Origin of the sequence: Pseudoalteromonas phenolica (genome assembly GCF_044788725.1) — a bacterium.
GTDB lineage: Bacteria > Pseudomonadota > Gammaproteobacteria > Enterobacterales > Alteromonadaceae > Pseudoalteromonas > Pseudoalteromonas phenolica_C.
Genome location: NZ_CP173162.1, coordinates 485,216 through 502,925 on the forward strand (window position 1 = coordinate 485,216; position 17,710 = coordinate 502,925).

10 protein-coding genes are annotated in these 17,710 nt (G+C 40.4%); 2 read left to right on the forward strand and 8 right to left on the reverse strand.

Annotated elements, in window-relative coordinates; translation table 11 throughout:
* Window positions 1-23: 23 nt before the first annotated feature.
* Window positions 24-2,171, reverse strand: a complete 2,148-nt coding sequence (locus ACH784_RS19715; RefSeq protein WP_404396955.1) for a prolyl oligopeptidase family protein — start codon at window positions 2,169-2,171, stop codon at window positions 24-26.
* A gap of 307 nt (window positions 2,172-2,478) precedes the next feature.
* On the reverse strand, window positions 2,479-4,755 hold the full coding sequence (locus ACH784_RS19720) for an aminotransferase class V-fold PLP-dependent enzyme (protein WP_404396957.1): 2,277 nt from the start codon (window positions 4,753-4,755) through the stop codon (window positions 2,479-2,481).
* A 382-nt stretch (window positions 4,756-5,137) separates the two neighbouring features.
* Between ACH784_RS19720 and ACH784_RS19725 the strand changes: the two genes are divergently transcribed.
* Complete coding sequence (locus ACH784_RS19725; protein WP_404396959.1) at window positions 5,138-7,492, forward strand: right-handed parallel beta-helix repeat-containing protein; 2,355 nt, start codon at window positions 5,138-5,140, stop codon at window positions 7,490-7,492.
* 9 nt (window positions 7,493-7,501) lie between these two features.
* Window positions 7,502-8,677, forward strand: coding sequence for a hypothetical protein (locus ACH784_RS19730; protein WP_404396961.1), 1,176 nt, complete (start codon window positions 7,502-7,504; stop codon window positions 8,675-8,677).
* A gap of 243 nt (window positions 8,678-8,920) precedes the next feature.
* On the opposite strand, the gene ACH784_RS19735 is transcribed toward ACH784_RS19730, so the two are convergent.
* The 6 genes from ACH784_RS19735 to ACH784_RS19760 form a co-directional block, all read right to left on the reverse strand.
* Window positions 8,921-9,691, reverse strand: a complete 771-nt coding sequence (locus tag ACH784_RS19735) for a transporter substrate-binding domain-containing protein (RefSeq protein ID WP_404396962.1) — start codon at window positions 9,689-9,691, stop codon at window positions 8,921-8,923.
* Window positions 9,692-9,829: 138 nt separating this feature from the next.
* Complete coding sequence (katG, locus tag ACH784_RS19740; RefSeq protein WP_404396994.1) at window positions 9,830-12,088, reverse strand: catalase/peroxidase HPI; 2,259 nt, start codon at window positions 12,086-12,088, stop codon at window positions 9,830-9,832.
* Window positions 12,089-12,446: 358 nt separating this feature from the next.
* Window positions 12,447-14,357 carry an EAL domain-containing protein gene (locus ACH784_RS19745; RefSeq protein ID WP_404396965.1) on the reverse strand — a complete coding sequence of 637 codons (1,911 nt, stop codon included), beginning with the start codon at window positions 14,355-14,357 and terminating at the stop codon, window positions 12,447-12,449.
* Window positions 14,350-15,945 carry a diguanylate cyclase domain-containing protein gene (locus ACH784_RS19750; RefSeq protein ID WP_404395324.1) on the reverse strand — a complete coding sequence of 532 codons (1,596 nt, stop codon included), beginning with the start codon at window positions 15,943-15,945 and terminating at the stop codon, window positions 14,350-14,352. Before ACH784_RS19750 ends, ACH784_RS19745 begins: the two co-directional genes overlap by 8 nt.
* Window positions 15,938-16,381, reverse strand: coding sequence for a hypothetical protein (locus ACH784_RS19755; protein WP_404395326.1), 444 nt, complete (start codon window positions 16,379-16,381; stop codon window positions 15,938-15,940). The genes ACH784_RS19750 and ACH784_RS19755 overlap by 8 nt, the downstream gene beginning before the upstream one ends.
* Before the next feature lie 2 nt (window positions 16,382-16,383).
* Window positions 16,384-17,619 carry a hypothetical protein gene (locus tag ACH784_RS19760; RefSeq protein WP_404395328.1) on the reverse strand — a complete coding sequence of 412 codons (1,236 nt, stop codon included), beginning with the start codon at window positions 17,617-17,619 and terminating at the stop codon, window positions 16,384-16,386.
* Between the last annotated feature and the right edge of the window lie 91 nt (window positions 17,620-17,710).

The following is a 17,710-nucleotide window of genomic DNA, read 5'->3' on the forward strand; positions in this document are numbered from 1 at the left end:
ATCTCTTCGTATTTAAGCAAGCATTACAGCTTAGTCACACCCATATTATGTAATGTGAATCCAAAAATATCTGCGTATTGGTCGATAATCTTGCTTGTCGGTGTACCGGCACCATGACCTGCGTTCGTTTCAATACGAATAAGCGTCGGGTTCGAGCCCGTTTGCTTGTCTTGCAGTTCAGCAACAAACTTGTAAGAGTGAGCTGGCACTACACGGTCATCATGATCGCCTGTCGTTACAAGTGTCGCTGGGTATTGTACACCCGCTTTCACATTATGAACTGGCGAGTAGTTTTTAAGATACTGGAACATTTCTTGGCTTTGATCTGCTGTGCCATAGTCATATGCCCAACCTGCACCAGCTGTGAAAGTATGGTATCTCAACATATCAAGTACACCAACAGCTGGCAGTGCAACTTTAAATAGCTCTGGACGCTGCGTCATTACAGCACCGACTAATAGGCCACCATTTGAACCGCCATTCAGAGCAAGCTTCTTACTTGACGTATAATCTTTGTCGATTAGGTATTCAGCTGCGGCAATAAAGTCATCAAATACATTTTGCTTCTGTAGCTGTGTACCTGCTTTGTGCCAGTTTTTACCATATTCACCACCACCACGAATATTTGCTACAGCGTAAACACCACCCATTTTCAACCATGCAGCACGAGAAGAGCTGAATGAAGGCGTAAGACTGACGTTAAAACCACCGTAACCATACAGAATCGTTGGGTTCGAACCATCAAGTTCTAAGCCCTTCTTGTAGGTGATGATCATAGGTACTTTAGTGCCGTCTTTTGAAGTGTAGAATACTTGTTTTGACTCGTAGTTATCAGGGTTAAAGTTAATCTCAGGCTTTTGATAAACTTCAGACTTACCAGATTTGATATCTAACTTATAAGACGTGGTTGGTGTTTTATAGTTACTGAAAGCATAATATAAAACTTCGTCATCTTTCTCACCACCAAAGCCGTAAGCTGTGCCTACACCAGGTAGTTCAATTGTTCGAACTAAATTACCTTTTTTATCAAACTGCTTTACTTTAGATACGGCATCAACCATGTATCTAGCAAAGATATAGCCACCACCCATACTCGGGCTGAGTACATTTTCAGTTTCTGGAATAAGGTCTTGCCAGTTAGCAGGTGCAGGATTGCTCGCATCAACAGTAACAATGCGCTTATTCGGTGCGTTAAGGTTAGTTACTAAGGTTAGTTTACTGCCTTCGCTATCCATCACATATGTGTCTGAATTGGTGTGATCAAGGATAGTAACTAGTTTACTGTTTGGCTTAGTTAAATCTTTGATGAATAGCTTGTTGCCAGAAGTCGAAACACTGGCAGAAATAATAAGATAATGTTTATCTTTGGTAACGCTCGCGCCAACATAACGATGTTTTTCGTTTGCTGTTGCACCATAAATTACTTTGTCTGCTGACTGAGGCGTGTTTAGTTGGTGGTAATATACTTTGTGTTGATCAGTTTTTGCTGATAACTCACTGCCTTTTGGTTTGTCGTAGCTTGAGTAATAAAAACCTTCATTACCGTACCAAGAAATGCCACTGAATTTCACATCAACTAAAGTTTCACCAATTTGTTTTTTGGTTTCAGTGTCTAATACAATGACCTTGCGCCAGTCACTACCGCCTTCAGAAATTTGGTAAGCAACCAGTGATCCGTCTTCTGTAAAGCTAATGCCCGCTAAAGACGTTGTACCATCTTCACTGAACGTATTCGGATCTAAAAATACTTCTGGCTCGCCGTCTTCAAGTTGGCGATAAAGTACATATTGATTTTGTAGGCCATCATTTTTGTAGAAATAAGTATATTTGCCTTTTTTAAATGGTGTGCCGATTTTTTCGAAATCCATTAACTCGGTTAAGGTTTCTTTGATTTGATCGCGGTAAGGGATATTAGCTAAATAATCAAACGTTGTGTTATTTTGCGCTTTTACCCACTCTGCCGTTTCTGCACTCATATCATCTTCTAACCAACGGTATGGATCAGCAACTTGTTGGCCGAAATAAGTATCTACCACGTTATCTTTACGTGTATCAGGGTAAGAAACTTGTGTTTTATTTTGAACTGCCACGTTTGAATCAACTTGTTCGTTTGAGCTATTACAGCCTGTCAGTGCGATTGCAACTGATAGAGCGAGTGCTTTTTTTAGCATAATTTATCTCTTGTTTGTTTTACAAATTATCAAGCTACTAGGATGAGTAAGATTGTTAAGAATTTAGATAAGACAGGCGTAAAGTATAAAAGTAGCGCCCTCTTCTCGCTTGATTGCTGCGATACTAGCATTAAGCTGGAATTGTAAGAAACAAGTTGAGATAAGATAAATACATATAAATCAATGTGTTGACTTTTTCATTCACATTGATTTACTAAGTAAAGTCAAACTGTAAAGGGGCATGACAAAACGGTGAGCTTTAATTGATTGCTCACCGCCCCTTCAAAACCAGTGTGATTGACACCAATTAGTTAGATAGCGCATATCCGCCCTTTAAATGAGCCACATGGTCAAAACCGAGTCTAGCTAAAGCCTGTGCTGCAACTGAAGAGCGGCTGCCACTTCGACAAACTAATACCAGAGGTTGAGACTTGTTTAAAAGTTGCGAGCCAATAAAATTAGCTAGTCTAGTGAGTGGTACATTGTTATCAAATTGCTGTGCATGGTTGAGTGCATATTCGTGCGGCTCACGAATATCAATCAAGAGCACATCTTCATTACTGTCTAAGTGATTTTGCAATGTATCTTTATTTAACTCGGTAAAGTGTTGCTTTTGTGAGCATGAGGTTAAAGCTCCACACATGATTTCTTGATTCGCCTGGTCGTGAATATGACTATCTAGCTCTGACTTTTGCTGTACAAAAGCATCCGCAGTTAAGCGTTTACTTAACACATCAGCAAGCAGTTTATTTCGAGTGATTTCTGCGCTCAGAGTAGTCACAAATTCATTATTATAATCGTGACTTGGGCACAGTAAGCTGTCTTGCTCAAGAAGACCTTGCAATAGTTGAAGCGAATGGTACATCTGAGTGGCATCACTGGTTTCGAAATTAGTTCTACCAATCGTACCCATTAAAATTAAATCACCACAAAATGTATAGAGACTGTTGAATTTACCTGCTTGTAATTCAGTTTTGTGGCAAAGCGCTAAAGAAATACTGTCTGCAGTATGTCCTGGTGTTGCAATTCTAACTAACGCAAATCGCCCTACATCTATAAAAGGTAAAGTGTGGTTATCGACAATAACTGTTCCGCAGTGAGTAGGCCAACCTAAGTGGTCTGTTGTTTGAGCCTGTAAATCTGCACTTAATAAGTGTGCTCTGGACGAGGCATGATCTGCGTGACCATGAGTGTCAACAACCGCTTTTAATGTTAAGCCTTGGCATTCTATGACAGTGAGCAAGCGCTCAGTAAGTTCGGCAAGAGGTTCAATAATCACAGCCTCACGGCTTTGCCCATCAACGAATAGCCAACAACAACTACCACCGACTTTGAATTGCACTAGCCCATCAAGCTTTGACTTATTGTCTAAATCATTCATGTTAACTAGGCAGCTATGGCCAAGCGCTTTCGCACAGTACGCGATACGCTCGCATGCTTCATTTATTTCGGTTTGCGTTGCTGCAGGACCAAAAGATAAGCGTATTGCTGCTTCACTTTGTGCTCTAGGTAAGCCCATGGCATCAAGTACAAAGCTGCCAGTAACCTTGGAGCTACACGCAGAACCCGAGCTGACACGGATGTTTGCGGCATCAAATAAATCTAAGATCTCCTTGGCACTAAAACCAGGAATCGCAAAGTTAAGTGTAGTAGGTACGCTGCAGGAAAAATTATTGTTAAATACGATAGTTGGAAATGCATTTTTTAATGCAGCTGCAAGTTGGTCTCGGTAGTCGCATAATGTTTCTTTGGTTGCGAATACTCCCCTGCCCTGTCCAAGTAATTCATCAAAAATAACATTAAGAGAAGCTAAGCCTGGTAAGTTTTCAGTACCAGAGCGAAGACCACTTTCTTGGCCTCCACCTGCAATAAACGGCGTAAAAGGTGCTTGTTCACGAATATAGACAAAGCCAATTCCTTTCATCGCATAGAGTTTATGACCGCTAAATGGTGCGTAGTCGATGCTGGTATTGGCTATATCAAGTTCAACTTTGCCTAATGCCTGAACGCAGTCAACCATCCAGAAAGTATTTGGGTTGTTGCTGCGGATCACCTGTTCTAGTTTAGCTAAGTCTTGTTCTGCGCCAGTTTCGTTGTTAACGGCCATGGTGCAGATCATCAATGCGTTAGGTGCTTCTTTTGCAATAAAGTCCATATCTAGCATGCCATCTTTATCGACTGGGATGGCTTTAATTTCAGCATGAATGTCTAAGATATGATTCCAGTGCTTCAGAGACTCTGGTACAGCTTTATGTTCAGTTGCGCCATATAAAATACAAGGCTTATTTTCAGAATTGTAATTCTGTTTAGCTTGATAAAGAGCAGACAATATCGCCGTTTGAATACCTTCTGTTGCGCCACTGGTAAAAATAACCTGCCCACTTGTTGCACCAATTACCGCACGGGCTTTACTTCGTGTTTGTTCCATAATTTGCTTTGCTTGCAAGCCCGTAATATGGCTACTACTTGGGTTACCAAATTGAGTTTGCATGGTTGCGAGCGCAGCTTGCGCGGCGGCGGGTAATACAGGGGTGGTTGCGTTGGCATCAAGATAAATTTGACTCAATTGCTGCTGTTCAGTCATGACATAGCCTTTATTTATATAAAAATGCGCCTATATTGCATTTTGTTATATCTAATTACTTAAAGGAATATTAAGGGGTTTTTGGTGCTTATTCAACCATAAAGTTTGTAGGGGATATGCTTAAATGAGGTCGTTTTAAATAATGGTTTTTATTATTAAATTTTTGTTTTAAAAGATATTAACTATTGGTTTTGTATTTTTGTTGCACGTTATTATCTACAAAAAGGCAATAATTCTATGTAATTTATGGCAAGTTCAATGTCATTTCCTATACTCCTCTATTGCAGAATGTGGTTCAGCTTTGGGAGTTTGTTTAGCTTGTGTTTCTGCAAAATGGATGGAGGGCAGGTAAGTCCTTCAAAGATCATTAGAGGAAGACATTATGAAAACACCCATCATTGGGCTGCTAGTGCTATTTCCACAACTCGCACTTTCAGCTGTACCAAACAAGTTCACGCCAAATACTCCAGCTAAAGCAACCGAAGTTAATGCAAACTTTGAGCACCTAGACAATAAAACGGAAGAGAATAAGACTACGATATCGGCAAACACTGCTAAAACGAATACAAATGCAAATACTATTTCAGAGAACACCACTAAAATAACGACTAACTCCACATCTATTTCAGCTAATACTCAGCGTATACAGGACAACGAAACAGCTATTGCTAGTAGCTCTGAGGGGATTTCGGCAAACACTGCAGGTGTATCTGCAAACTCAGCATTAATTACTTCAAATGCGCAGCGCATTGAAGGCAATGAAACTAAGATTACGAATCACGCTGAAACCATCGCGACTAATTCAACAGCTATATCTACGAATATGTCTAGCATCACAGCAAATGAAACAGCAATAAACTCCCTTTCTACAGCAATCAGTAATGCTCCCACACAGGCCGAAATAGATAGTGCGCTTGCAGAAATAGATAACAGGTTATCTGCATTAGAGTCGGCAGATGGTACGTCTCTTGTAAACGGTAAGTTGGCCATTGATGTAGATTGTACAAATGACCCAGCAGCTTTACAGGCTGCGTTTGCAGATACCATTAATGTCTCGAATGTAGATTTCTTTATCACCGGCAATTGTTATGGAGATATCAATGTAGTGCGCGGAACAGAGGGGCAAGAATTTTTATTTATTGCTGGTCGCGCCATTTCAATTTCAGCCAAAGATCCAGAGGCTAGAGCTGGATTGATCCCTAATGATGAAACTGGCCGGGTCGGTGTTAATTCAGGGCTCAGTGGTGGCTTATATTTAACAAACATAGATATTCAGGCTGGTGAAGGTGATTTCAATCCTGTTGCGTATTACCGAAATGGCCATGGTAGTGTAAATAATGTCACGATAAGCGGTAGTAATTGGACAGGAATATTAGTACAAGAAGGTGCGCAAGTTTATTTCTCTGGGATCACAGTTACAGAGTCATCAACAGGTATCTTTGCCAGAAGCAATGCGGTGCTTCGTTTCTTTAATGACAATACGATAAATGTAAATAACTTCGGAATTGAGCTTTTTACTGCAAGTAGCCTTAATCAGCAAGGCAATATTAATGTGACTGTCAATGAAGGTCATGCAATCAAACTTGAATCAAGTTCAACATGGCAAATGCATGGTAACAGAACACTTTCTTCTGGTGGGAGTGTATATATCAACTCAGGCAGCAGTATGGTTGTCAATGACATGACCTTACCATCGGGTAACCTAGATATTCATCAAGGTGTGATGCAGTCGCATTCTAGTTTAATGATTGAAAATGGTGATTTGTCAGTGTCTATGAATGGCAGCTTGTCATTTAATAGTCTGACTACTAACCACATGCATGCAGATAGTAGTAGCTCAATAAGGGGCTCTGATCTTACTGCCAATGCAAATGTAATGATCAAAGATGGTAGCGCTGCAAATGTAAATAATTTTACTGTAAGTGGTGTATTTGACCTCGCGCAAAGTGCTAATGCAGAAATACAAAACCTGACAGTCGTTGAGGATATCAATGTATCTGGTTCAAGTTCACTCATTGTTCCCGGCTTGCTCCGCGCTCAGAAAAACCTAAACGTGGTCGTAGATGCTTATGTTGAGGCAAATCGGTTCGAGTCTGATGGTTCACTTTATGCAGATCGCGGTACCTTTATGTTTTATGAATATGGGGTAATGGAAACTTTAGATATGAAAATGTCCAAAGGAGAAATTAGAAACCCTTCTTTGAATACTGAACAGTGGTCAGGTGTGAGTGAGGGGAGTTCTTTAAGAGTTTACCCAAGCGAAGTTGATGCTAGCGTGGATGTTGTTTTTGGCAATATAAGGTTGGGTCAAGGTTCTGATTTATTTGCAAATGACCTAATGATGGTTGAGCTTTCAATTGACGATACCTCTCATGCGCGGCTCGAAAGAATGACTCTCAGCAGCGTGAATATGATTGGCGCATCAAGTGCAAGAATTATGGAAAGTGACGTAACCAATCAAATGAATGTTCAAGAGGGATCTAGTGTCGTGATTGAAAACTCTACATTATCTGTTCCAAATGGCATTCATATAAGTGACTCGAAAGCCCATGTCTGGGGTGAGAATAATGGTACTCAAGCCTCTCAGTTTAATTGTAACGGTGTTTCGGTATTACATCTTGAAGGCTGGAATAAGTTAGATCATGAAAATAGAACTATCGACAATTCAACAAATTGTGTTGATGCAGACACTTGGAACAATGTGCTGAATAACTTCCTTGGCAGCTTTGGTCAGTAAGGAACTGATATGAAAAAGTTAATCTTTACTTTCTTAATATCAGTCTTCTTGTCGGGCTGTTTTGATGACAATGATTCTGATAATAAAAATAAAGCCGAATTATCAGGTACAGTGGCTGTAGGTGTTGCCGTAGCAGGGGCATCTATTGAAGTGACAGATGCCAGTGGTAATACATTAGATGCAACCGCGCAAACGGATGCCAGTGGCAATTATACGATTACATTCAGCGACGAGGTTATTCCTGCCCCGATCCTCATTAAAGTCGCTACTGACAATGGTGAAGAGCTCAGTGCAATTGTAGACGACCCTACGACCAATGTGGCTAACGTTAACCCAATTACCAGTTATGTGGCTGATAAAGTCCTTGCAGACACCGAACTTGCTGATATTGCTCAAGGAGGCGTAAAAGAAGTGGGGCAAGCAGTGGTAACCTCAGTATTTGGTGAAGGGGCGCAATATAATGCCTTCGCCAATACCGCTTTTATCGCTAAAACTTCTGCGGGTGATACACAAACCGAAGCGTCAACGGCTGATGTGTTACTTGATACGTTAAGTGATATAGCTGGCTCACAAAGTGTGACTGATTTATTGAGTGCTACAGATAGCTCCGAAGCAACTTTAATTGAATCTAAAGCGTTCGTCGTTTCATTTGCTACTAATTTGGCCGAGACGGATGGTGAGGCAGCTGATGTGAGTGAGGTATTTGATACAACACTGGTCTCTAGCACGGTTTCTGCTCAGTTGAGTGTTGTACAAGCGGTGCAAAGTGTGGCTGAAGAGGTATTGAGTACGGTAAAAGCGAACACTAGCTTATCTGAATCTCAGCAAAACGCGGCGGTAAAAGGTTTGATGAATGTTGTCGCAAATATAGCCTCAACAGATGATGCAATTGACACAACTAGTCTGAGTGACGTTGCTAGCAATGTAATTACAAACCTAGCAGACGATATTGTTAATGTTGTCACTTCAGAAGCTGCAGCTGACTTTTCTGAAACAGAACTCCTTGAAGTCGCAGAAAATGCAGCGAATGACATTGTTGAGGTGATCGAAGAAAAAGGGGTTGATCTTACTCAGTCTGATGCTGATTTAACTGAGGTTGAAGAAGATCTCGGTTCAATTACTGTGAAACTTGATTCGCAAATCAACTGGGATGATGCGAATTGGGATGAGTTAACTTGGCAATAGCTATAACCCTTGGTTTGACAAAATAAGGGCTCTGATTTTAGAGCCCTTACCTTATGATTTGTATTAAGATAATTTTTAACATTTTGACTCGTCAGTCTTACATGTTCGCGATGATGACAAAGCTAAGTAAAAATAGGCCCTTAATGGTTTTATTTATTGTGGCTTATGAAGGGCGTGTTGGTGCGATTATTAGCTAGGTTTTTGAATTAGTTTTTTAAATATAAAACTAAATTGAGCCTTTCATTATTCAGGTTTTTCGTATTTCTTTTTTAATTTCTTTCTAGCTGTGTTTAATTTTGACCAAAAATTGTCTACAAGTTTTTGGTTTTTTTGGTAGAAGCTTCTATTAAATGGCAAATACCAAATTGTGTCTAAAAGGTTTTCTTCGCTATGTACAAGGTGATCTGAAAGCTGACTTTCATGCAATAAATGTAGCCCTATAAGTCTCTCAACCACATACCCATCAAGCTTGCCATTCGCAACCATTTTTAAACCTTGCTCTGGAGTATATTGGTATGGGGTTAGCCACCCTCTTTCTTTTAGTTTTTGCCATACTACATACCCAAGCGGAGCGCCTAGACCTTTATCAGGGGTGTAATTATTTAATGAAAAAGGGGCTTTTTTACTGGTAAATATCGGGTATTTTGCGGTCCAAAGGTGGTTATTCTCATCAAGCGGAAAAGCATATTCATTCGCTCTTTTTGGTGTTTTGATCATCGCAAATAAAGCATGACTCCTACCCGTTTTTACATCTTTTTGACAGCGATTCCAAGGCTTAGCATCAAACTCGATTTGTATGTTTAACGCTTCAGCAGCACCAAGTATAATGTCTACTAACAGCCCTTGAGCTTGGTTGTCTTGTTGATAAATATATGGCGGGTAATTGCTGGCCTCATGACAAATTTTAAGTTTGTCGGCAGCATAACTTGGCGTGAGAAACACAAATAACCCAATCAAAAATGAATAGGTATAAATGCGATGATTGTTTGGCGCTAGCAAACTGAATTGGCTCATTTATGCTTAAAATTAATTTTGCTCTAAAAATGAATATAGCGAATTTTGAGTGTTAACTCTAGCCAGCAGTTTTGCATAAAAAAGAGAAATAGAGCGTCACTCTATTTCTCTTCTGTTTATTTCCTAAGAGAATTGCTATTAAAGTTGATGTTTTAAATCAAAGCGATCTAGTTGCATTACTTTTAGCCAAGCTTTTGCAAAGTCTTCAGCAAACTTTTGCTTTGCATTGTCATAAGCGTACACTTCAGCAATTGCTCTTAACTCTGAATTTGAACCAAATATTAAGTCTACCGAAGTAGCCGTATATTGCTTTTGTCCACTCTTACGATCAAAGCCTTCATATAAGCCTTCTTGAGATGATTTTTTCCAAACCGTAGACATATCTAACAAATTAACAAAGAAGTCGTTGCTCAATGTGCCGACTTGATCTGTAAATACACCATGAGAGCTGTTATTTGTATTGGCACCTAATACGCGTAGGCCACCAATTAAAGCTGTCATTTCTGGCACCGTTAGATTTAACTGATCAGCTTTATCAACTAACATTTCGGCAGGAGAGCGATAACTAGCTTGCTTGTTGAAGTAGTTTCTAAATGCATCTGCTTTTGGCTCGAGTAAAGAGAACGAAGTTATGTCCGTTTGCGCTTGTGTTGCGTCAGTTCTTCCTGGTGTAAAGGGGATTGACACTTTTACGCCGGCATCACTGGCTGCTTTCTCTACTGCAGCAGCACCTGCTAGAACTATCATATCAGCCATTGATACTTTTTTGCCATTGCGAGCTTTGCGATTAAAGTTTGTTTGAACCGCTTGTAATTTACTGAGGACGCTTTGCAGCTCATCTGGGTTATTTACTGCCCAATCTTTTTGCGGTGCTAGCATAATACGTGCCCCATTCGCACCACCACGCATATCAGAGGCTCTAAAGCTTGCAGCGGATGCCCATGCAGTTCTGATAAGTTCAGGAACAGTTAAGCCTGAACTTAAAATGTCACGCTTTAGGTTTTTGATGTCGCCAGAATCAATGAGTGCATGATCAACTGCAGGCACTGGATCTTGCCAGATTAGCTCTTCGTTAGGCACATTATCACCAAGGTAACGAGTTCTTGGTCCCATATCTCGGTGCGTCAATTTGTACCAAGCTTTTGCAAAAGCGAGACGATACTCTTCAGGATCAGCTAAGAAGCGTTCAGCTATTTTTCGATACTCAGGATCGTATTTTAGAGCTAAGTCAGCAGTAGTCATCACAGGAGAGTTGAACTTACCTTTGACATGGGCATCAGGCACCGAAGTATGAAGGGACTCGTCGGTTGGGATCCATTGAATAGCACCTGCAGGGCTGCGCGTTTGCTGCCATTCAAAATTTAAAAGGTTTTGTAGATATAATGTAGTCCAGCGAGTAGGAGCTTGTGTCCACGCCCCTTCTAGGCCACTAGTTACTGTGTCTTCAGAATGGCCTTTGCCGCATTTATTTTTCCAGCCTAATCCCTGCTCTTCAATAGCAGCAGCGCCTGGTTCTTTACCCACACATTGACCAGCTTTGTGGGCTCCGTGCATTTTTCCGAAGGTGTGACCACCTGCGATCAGAGCAACTGTTTCTTCATCGCTCATTGCCATACGGCCGAAGGCGATGCGAATATTTTTAGCCGAACCAAGGGGATCCGGTTTGCCTTTCGGGCCTTCAGGGTTTACATAAATTAGACCCATATGCGTTGCCCCAAGAGGACGTTGTAATTTACCGTCTCGCTCTTCACGGTCACTGGCAAGCATCTCTACTTCTGGACCCCAATAAACCAGATCTGGCTCCCAGTCGTCAGTACGACCGCCGGCAAACCCAAAGGTTTTAAAGCCCATATTTTCAAGGCCGACAGTACCTGCAAGTATCATTAAGTCACCCCAAGAGATACTTTCTCCGTACTTTTGTTTTAATGGCCAAAGTAATCTTTTGGCTTTATCTAGATTACCGTTATCAGGCCAGCTATTAAGTGGGTCAAAACGCATTTGACCGCCATCACCGCCACCACGGCCGTCTAATGTGCGGTATGTACCAGCGCTATGCCAAGCTAAGCGGATGAATAAAGGACCATAGTTGCCCCAGTCTGCAGGCCACCAATCTTGAGATGTGGTGAGCAGCTCATTCATGTCTTTTTTGAGTGCAGCCATGTCTAGTTTGTTGAATGCGTCTGCATAGTTAAAATCGGCGCCATGCGGGTTAGAGCGGCTGTCGTGATCTCTAAGTGGTGATAAGTCTAGCTGCTCGGGCCACCAAAATTGATTAGATTTTGGCGCGCCAACAGCAACATTGCCAGTGCCTACGGCGCCTTTGGGTTTGCTCATTTGTTGTGAGCTAGCACATGCGCCCAAGCTAATAATGCCAAGGCCGACAAAGGTAGCCAGCATAGATTTGCGGAACTGAGTATGGATCTTCATTTTGATCATCCTATGAATTAATTTACGTTCAACTTGAGCTGAAAAAATCAATTCGCGGATGAAAGAATGTTCGTTATTAATTTCAGTTTGTAATTGAACAAGCTAATAATAAGGGCATTCTAAACGTGCATTAAAGTGAATTAATGCGAGATTTAGGTTGTCCCTTTCCTATCTCACGAGTCAATTTAGTCAGACGAGTTGACTTACTTGTTTACAACGAAAATTAGTATAGGTGCTGTTTTGTAATATTATAAATTGATTAATTAGATTCATACGTTCTGAAAAATAGATAGAAAATTTAGTCCATCTTGTATTTTTAACTATTTGATTATGCAGTTAATTGATTGCGTTTTGGCCAGCTTTGTAAAAATTCACAAAACTGTGTTTGAGAGATTGGTTCTGACCAATAGTAGCCTTGACCGTAACGACAACCTAATTTCATGAGGATATTTGCAGTGCTTTTATCTTCAATTCCTTCGGCAATATTTTCAATCCCTATGGCGTGACTCATTTTTAAAATGGCATCAACCAGATGGTACTGATTGCGTTCGTGCATCATATTTTTGATAAATGATTGGTCTATTTTTAACGTGGATGCGTTGAATTTAGTTAGGTAGTTCAGGTTTGAATAGCCAGTTCCGAAATCATCAATCGAGATCGAAATACCTTGAGAGACCATTTGGTGAATTTGTGCCTGAATGTTCTTTTCATCTTCAATAAATAAAGACTCAGTAATTTCAATATCGAGATAAGATGGGTCGAGTTTCTGTTGCTTTAAGGTTTTTAAAACGAGACTTCCAAAATTGCCTTTTTTGAACTGCTCAGGAGATGCATTAATCGACACGCCAAGTTGATTAAACCCGAGTTTGTGCCAAGTTAAACAATCTAAAGCGGCTTGTTTAACGACCCAAATACCTATCTCATTAATTAACCCTGAAGCTTCGGCGATTGGTATAAAAGCAGATGAAGGAATAAGAGTATCATCAGCTTTCCTCCAGCGAATAAGTGCCTCAACACCTGCGATTGTATTCGTTCTTAATTCTATTTTCGGTTGATAAAAAAGTTCAAATTCTTGCTGTTCTAGCGCGCGTTTGATACCTGCAAGCATTGTTAACCTTGCCTTGCTTTGTTGCTCCATTTCTAAGTCAAAGAAAGCAAATTGATTGTGACCCAGTTGCACGGCTGACGTCAGTGCAGTGTGGGCTCTTCTTATCAGCGCATCATAACTATTACCATCGTGAGGCGCGATTGCAATGCCAATGCATGCCGATACTTCAACTTCATACTGTTCAACGTAATTACTGAAAAAGGTTGTTTGCAATGCTTGGTGAGCAAAAGCCTCAATATCGTGATAGTCAGTGTCATCAAGAAAAATTAGAAACTGGTTATTTGAGCTGTGAAAAACTTTGGCATTGTTATCATTTAGTTGGCTGAGACGTAGCGCAATCATTTTGATGAGTTTATCGCCTACATCAAAGCCTAAAGAGGCATTTATTGAGTTGAGGTTATTCAATGTAAGTACTAGTAATGCGCTGAGTTGCTCTGCTTGGTGGTGACGAAAGATTTTCCCTTGAACATATTGAGAGCAAGCTATTTCGTTAGGTAAAAGCGTGAGTCTATTGGTGAGTGCTTTCTTTTGCGTCCGCTTTTTCGTTCTTAGTGTGTTTACGTGCGTTTTAATGAGCTTTTCGAGTAACCGATCAATGTCTTTCGTCAGTAAGTAAACCACAGACGCGAATACGATAATAACCAGTGCCATATTGTGGGCTTTGCGCCAATCGGCAAACTCCGCCAAGGGAGAAGCAAGTAAGCCGGTATATTCTGCATATGCCAAGCAATATATACTGAACACCATGAAAAGTGCCGTGGATACAATCAGTAATCGACTACCAAGCATGGCACAGAAAATTAATATACACGGATAGCCGAGCAAGCTTGTATCGTATAACCCCTCAATATTCCAAGCAAAAAAGAACGCCAATAAAGTCAGAGTCCAAATGAAGATCCCTGATACGATCGGTAAAGTATCTTCACAAAGAAACCAGTACAGAAATGAAAAAATGCCCAATGCGACCATTAGGGTCAACGCATAGTCTTGCTGATAAATAAAAATGTTTAAAATAAAAAATAATGTTAGAGCTAGGCTGATGAGGCGTAACAAGGTTTTTAGTCTGCTGACTTTGTCAGTCGCGATTTGAGCAAGAATCGTCGCGTATTCTATATGTTCCAGCTTACTCATATTTACGCTCTAAACTGTCTGTTGATTGCGAGAATGCGAGGTTCTTCCCCCCCTTTTTCTTAGACTCAGCTTTAATCCCATACATTGCCTTATCAGCTAAGTGGATAAGTTCAGGCTTATGACTTGAATCGTAAGGGTAAAAAGCAGCCCCCATACAAAGCCCTACTTGTACATTGGCCTGGTGAGATATCAAAGTGTAGGGTTTACAAATTCGCATGGTTATTTGCTCTGCGAGAGCTTCAAGATCTGATTGATTATAGTTTTTAAGCACCAACACAAACTCATCCCCACCCCATCGGCATGCAATACTGTCGCTCGGAGTGAGTTGTTTAAGTTGGTTTGCCACGAAGATCAGTACTTCGTCACCAGCATCATGGCCATAAATATCATTAACTTGCTTAAAGCCATTGAGGTCCATGAGCACAAAAATAAAAGGCGTTTGATTTTTTATCAGTTGATCAATTTGCTTCTCTGCAGCGTGGCGATTTGTCATATTGGTGAGTGCATCGTAATCGGCTCGACGACTCAATTCATCTAATTCATCTCGTTTCTTTGATACATCGTTTAAGGTTACTTGGTAATACGACTTTAAGTCATCGGTCACTATGCTAGATACCACGACTTGCAACCAGATGGTTTTATCTTGCTCTTTGAATTTAAGGCGGTGCTCGCCAATTGCTATTTCATCATTTAAAAAAGCACTATTTACAGAACGTGAAAGTAGCTCTGGGGTTTCAAATAATTCACTAAGGATTGGTCCATAATTTTTCTTAATAGGCTGTTCAATGCGCTCTAGCAGTGTTTTAAAAGCGTTATTAGTTAGAAGTATGTTGCCTCTTGGCTCCATTAAAATGATAGGAGCAACAGAGTTTTCAAACAGTAGCCTAAATCGCTTTTCTAGTACTTCAATTTCTGAGCGTAATAAACGTTCTTGGGAGATTTGGTCTTCTGCTTTTTCAAGCAATAAATTGATGTCTTCAACTAAATTTCCCAACTCACTTTTATCGTGAAATATTGGTTTCTTAAGCCTTCTTGCGGTCCCTGGGTTTAAAGAATGCAGGCTTTTAGCAATAATTAAAATAGGTTTGGTAATAAAGTAAAAAGCGATAAAAATTGCAATGGAGGTGACAACCAGTGCTTGTATCAACAAAGAGTTAGATAAAAAGCTCGCGGCTTCTTTTGAGTCTTGCTCAATATAAGCCAGATTATGTTGCACTATGACTTTTCCCAGCTTTTCAGAAGGGGTGAAAGGAGAGGTAACGATAAACTCGGTCTGCTTCTGATGATTGGCTTGATATGTATCGCTATGAATAGAAAATAGTTCAGATTCAAACGCGGCGGCGATGATCTCTTGGCTGTTGTCTAAGCCATTGATAACCTCTTTTGCGAGTTCTTGATCGCCTAAATAAGCTGCAATATTAGCTGTTGGTGCAACCACATCATAAAGCTGCTCAATGTTTGCTTGGGTTTTATCTTGATTATGTTGATAGGCGAGTTTGAAAAAAATTTGTGATGAGATAAAGCCAACGAACACTGCCGCAAAGCCGATTGATATTGCTAGCCTAAGTAGTAAGCCACTTTTATTCATACAGCTCCATAATAATTTTGATCCCCTGCTTGTTTTGTTGTGTCAAAGACTCGCTAAATACATAACCAATGGCACTCGGGTTATTTGCCACAGACTCTAATACAGCTTGCTCACTTTGCTGTATCTCGGGGGGGGTTGCTCGACCTGTAAACCGGACTCTCGACCAATACGCATTTACTCTTGAAAGCGGCATATTAACTAATCGTTTGTAAAATAAAGTCCTTAAATTTTCAGGTGTAAATGTATCCAATGGCTGTGCGTCTTGTTTGTCGGAAAATGCCACGTAGCGACCCATATATAAATCAATTAACTGTTTTTTTGTTAAGGTTTCAGTTGGATTTTCGGCATGAACAATCACAGCGATAGATTTCGCGAATGCACTATTCGCAAAACTGCAAATGCTTAGTAGGATGAAGAGAAAAATTAACTTTTTCATGACTAGAAAGTAAAGCTCACGCTAAAAAACAAGGTTGTGAATGACTCTTTGGGTGCCAAGGTATTCATACCCTGATAAGACCATAAAGCCCCTCCTTGTGCGTCAATGTTGCTTTGATCGACTTGTAGTTTTATCGCAATGTTGTCTTTAAAGTCGTACCTAACCCCGAGAGAATGTGTTTGTTGATTTGGACTAAATACGCGGAATGATTCGTTAACAGCAAGTATTATTTCCTCCACTTGATTTGGCAAAAAACGCTGAATATTGACGGCATCATTGAATTTACTTGGATCAGACTTGGCTTTTGCGAAAGTATAAAAAAATTGTCCTTTATCAAAATTATAGGTCGCGCTTACATAGCCGCTTTTAACGGCAGAAACAACCGAAGAGCGACTTCTTAGCCGAGCAAATTCGCTAAGCAAAGTTATATTGCCAAAGTCATATTTGAGACCCACAGAGCTAAAATGGGCCTTTTTATTGACCAGTGAAAAGTCGTCAATGAATGTAGCTTTGTCTGGCCATATCACGTCAGGAATTAATTGTAAGCCCGCGACAATATCAGCCATCGTTGAAATATTATTTTGCGTACGCACTTGGGTATGCTTGAGTGAAAATGTCCAGTCAAATTGGCTGAGCTCAAATGATATCCCGAGTACGTCATCTATGGCTAATTCGACATTTTCATCATCAAGCGCAATGGTACTACTCGACTCACCAGCAAAGATTTTAAAGCGATAATCAAGTCCGCTGTTGGAGAGAAAGTAAGTAAAATCTGCCCCATCAAGAGAGCGATAAGGTAATAGGCCGTAAACTTCAGTCGGTACTTTAGCCCATGGGTAAGCAAAGCCAATATCTCTGTATTCGGTCAAAAGGTATAAGTCGAGCTGAGTTCTACCTGCTCTTAGTTCCCAATTGGGAGCTGGTTTATATCTTAAAAAACCTAGACTTAATGTGTTATCTAGAGTTATCTTTTTTTGGCCACGGTAGATGAACTGAGTAACGAAATCAAAATCGTCGTGCAGAGAAATATCAGCTTGAATACCCAGTGAGCTAATTGCATTGAGATCTAGGCTGTCTTCAAAATTATCGTTATCGCGGGAGATATCACTTCTAAACCTGTAAATATCAGAATTAGAATAAACAATCCCAAAATTGCCAAAGCCACTTAAAGATATGCGCTCAGCACTAAAGCTCATAAAGCTGGGGAGTAACAATAAAGCGCACATTAATCTGAACATCTGATTTTTCACCCGATAATTTATGAAAACGCAGTAAATAAATTATAGCGGATGTTCAGCGTTTAGAAATGAAAAGGAAAAGTTTTCATAC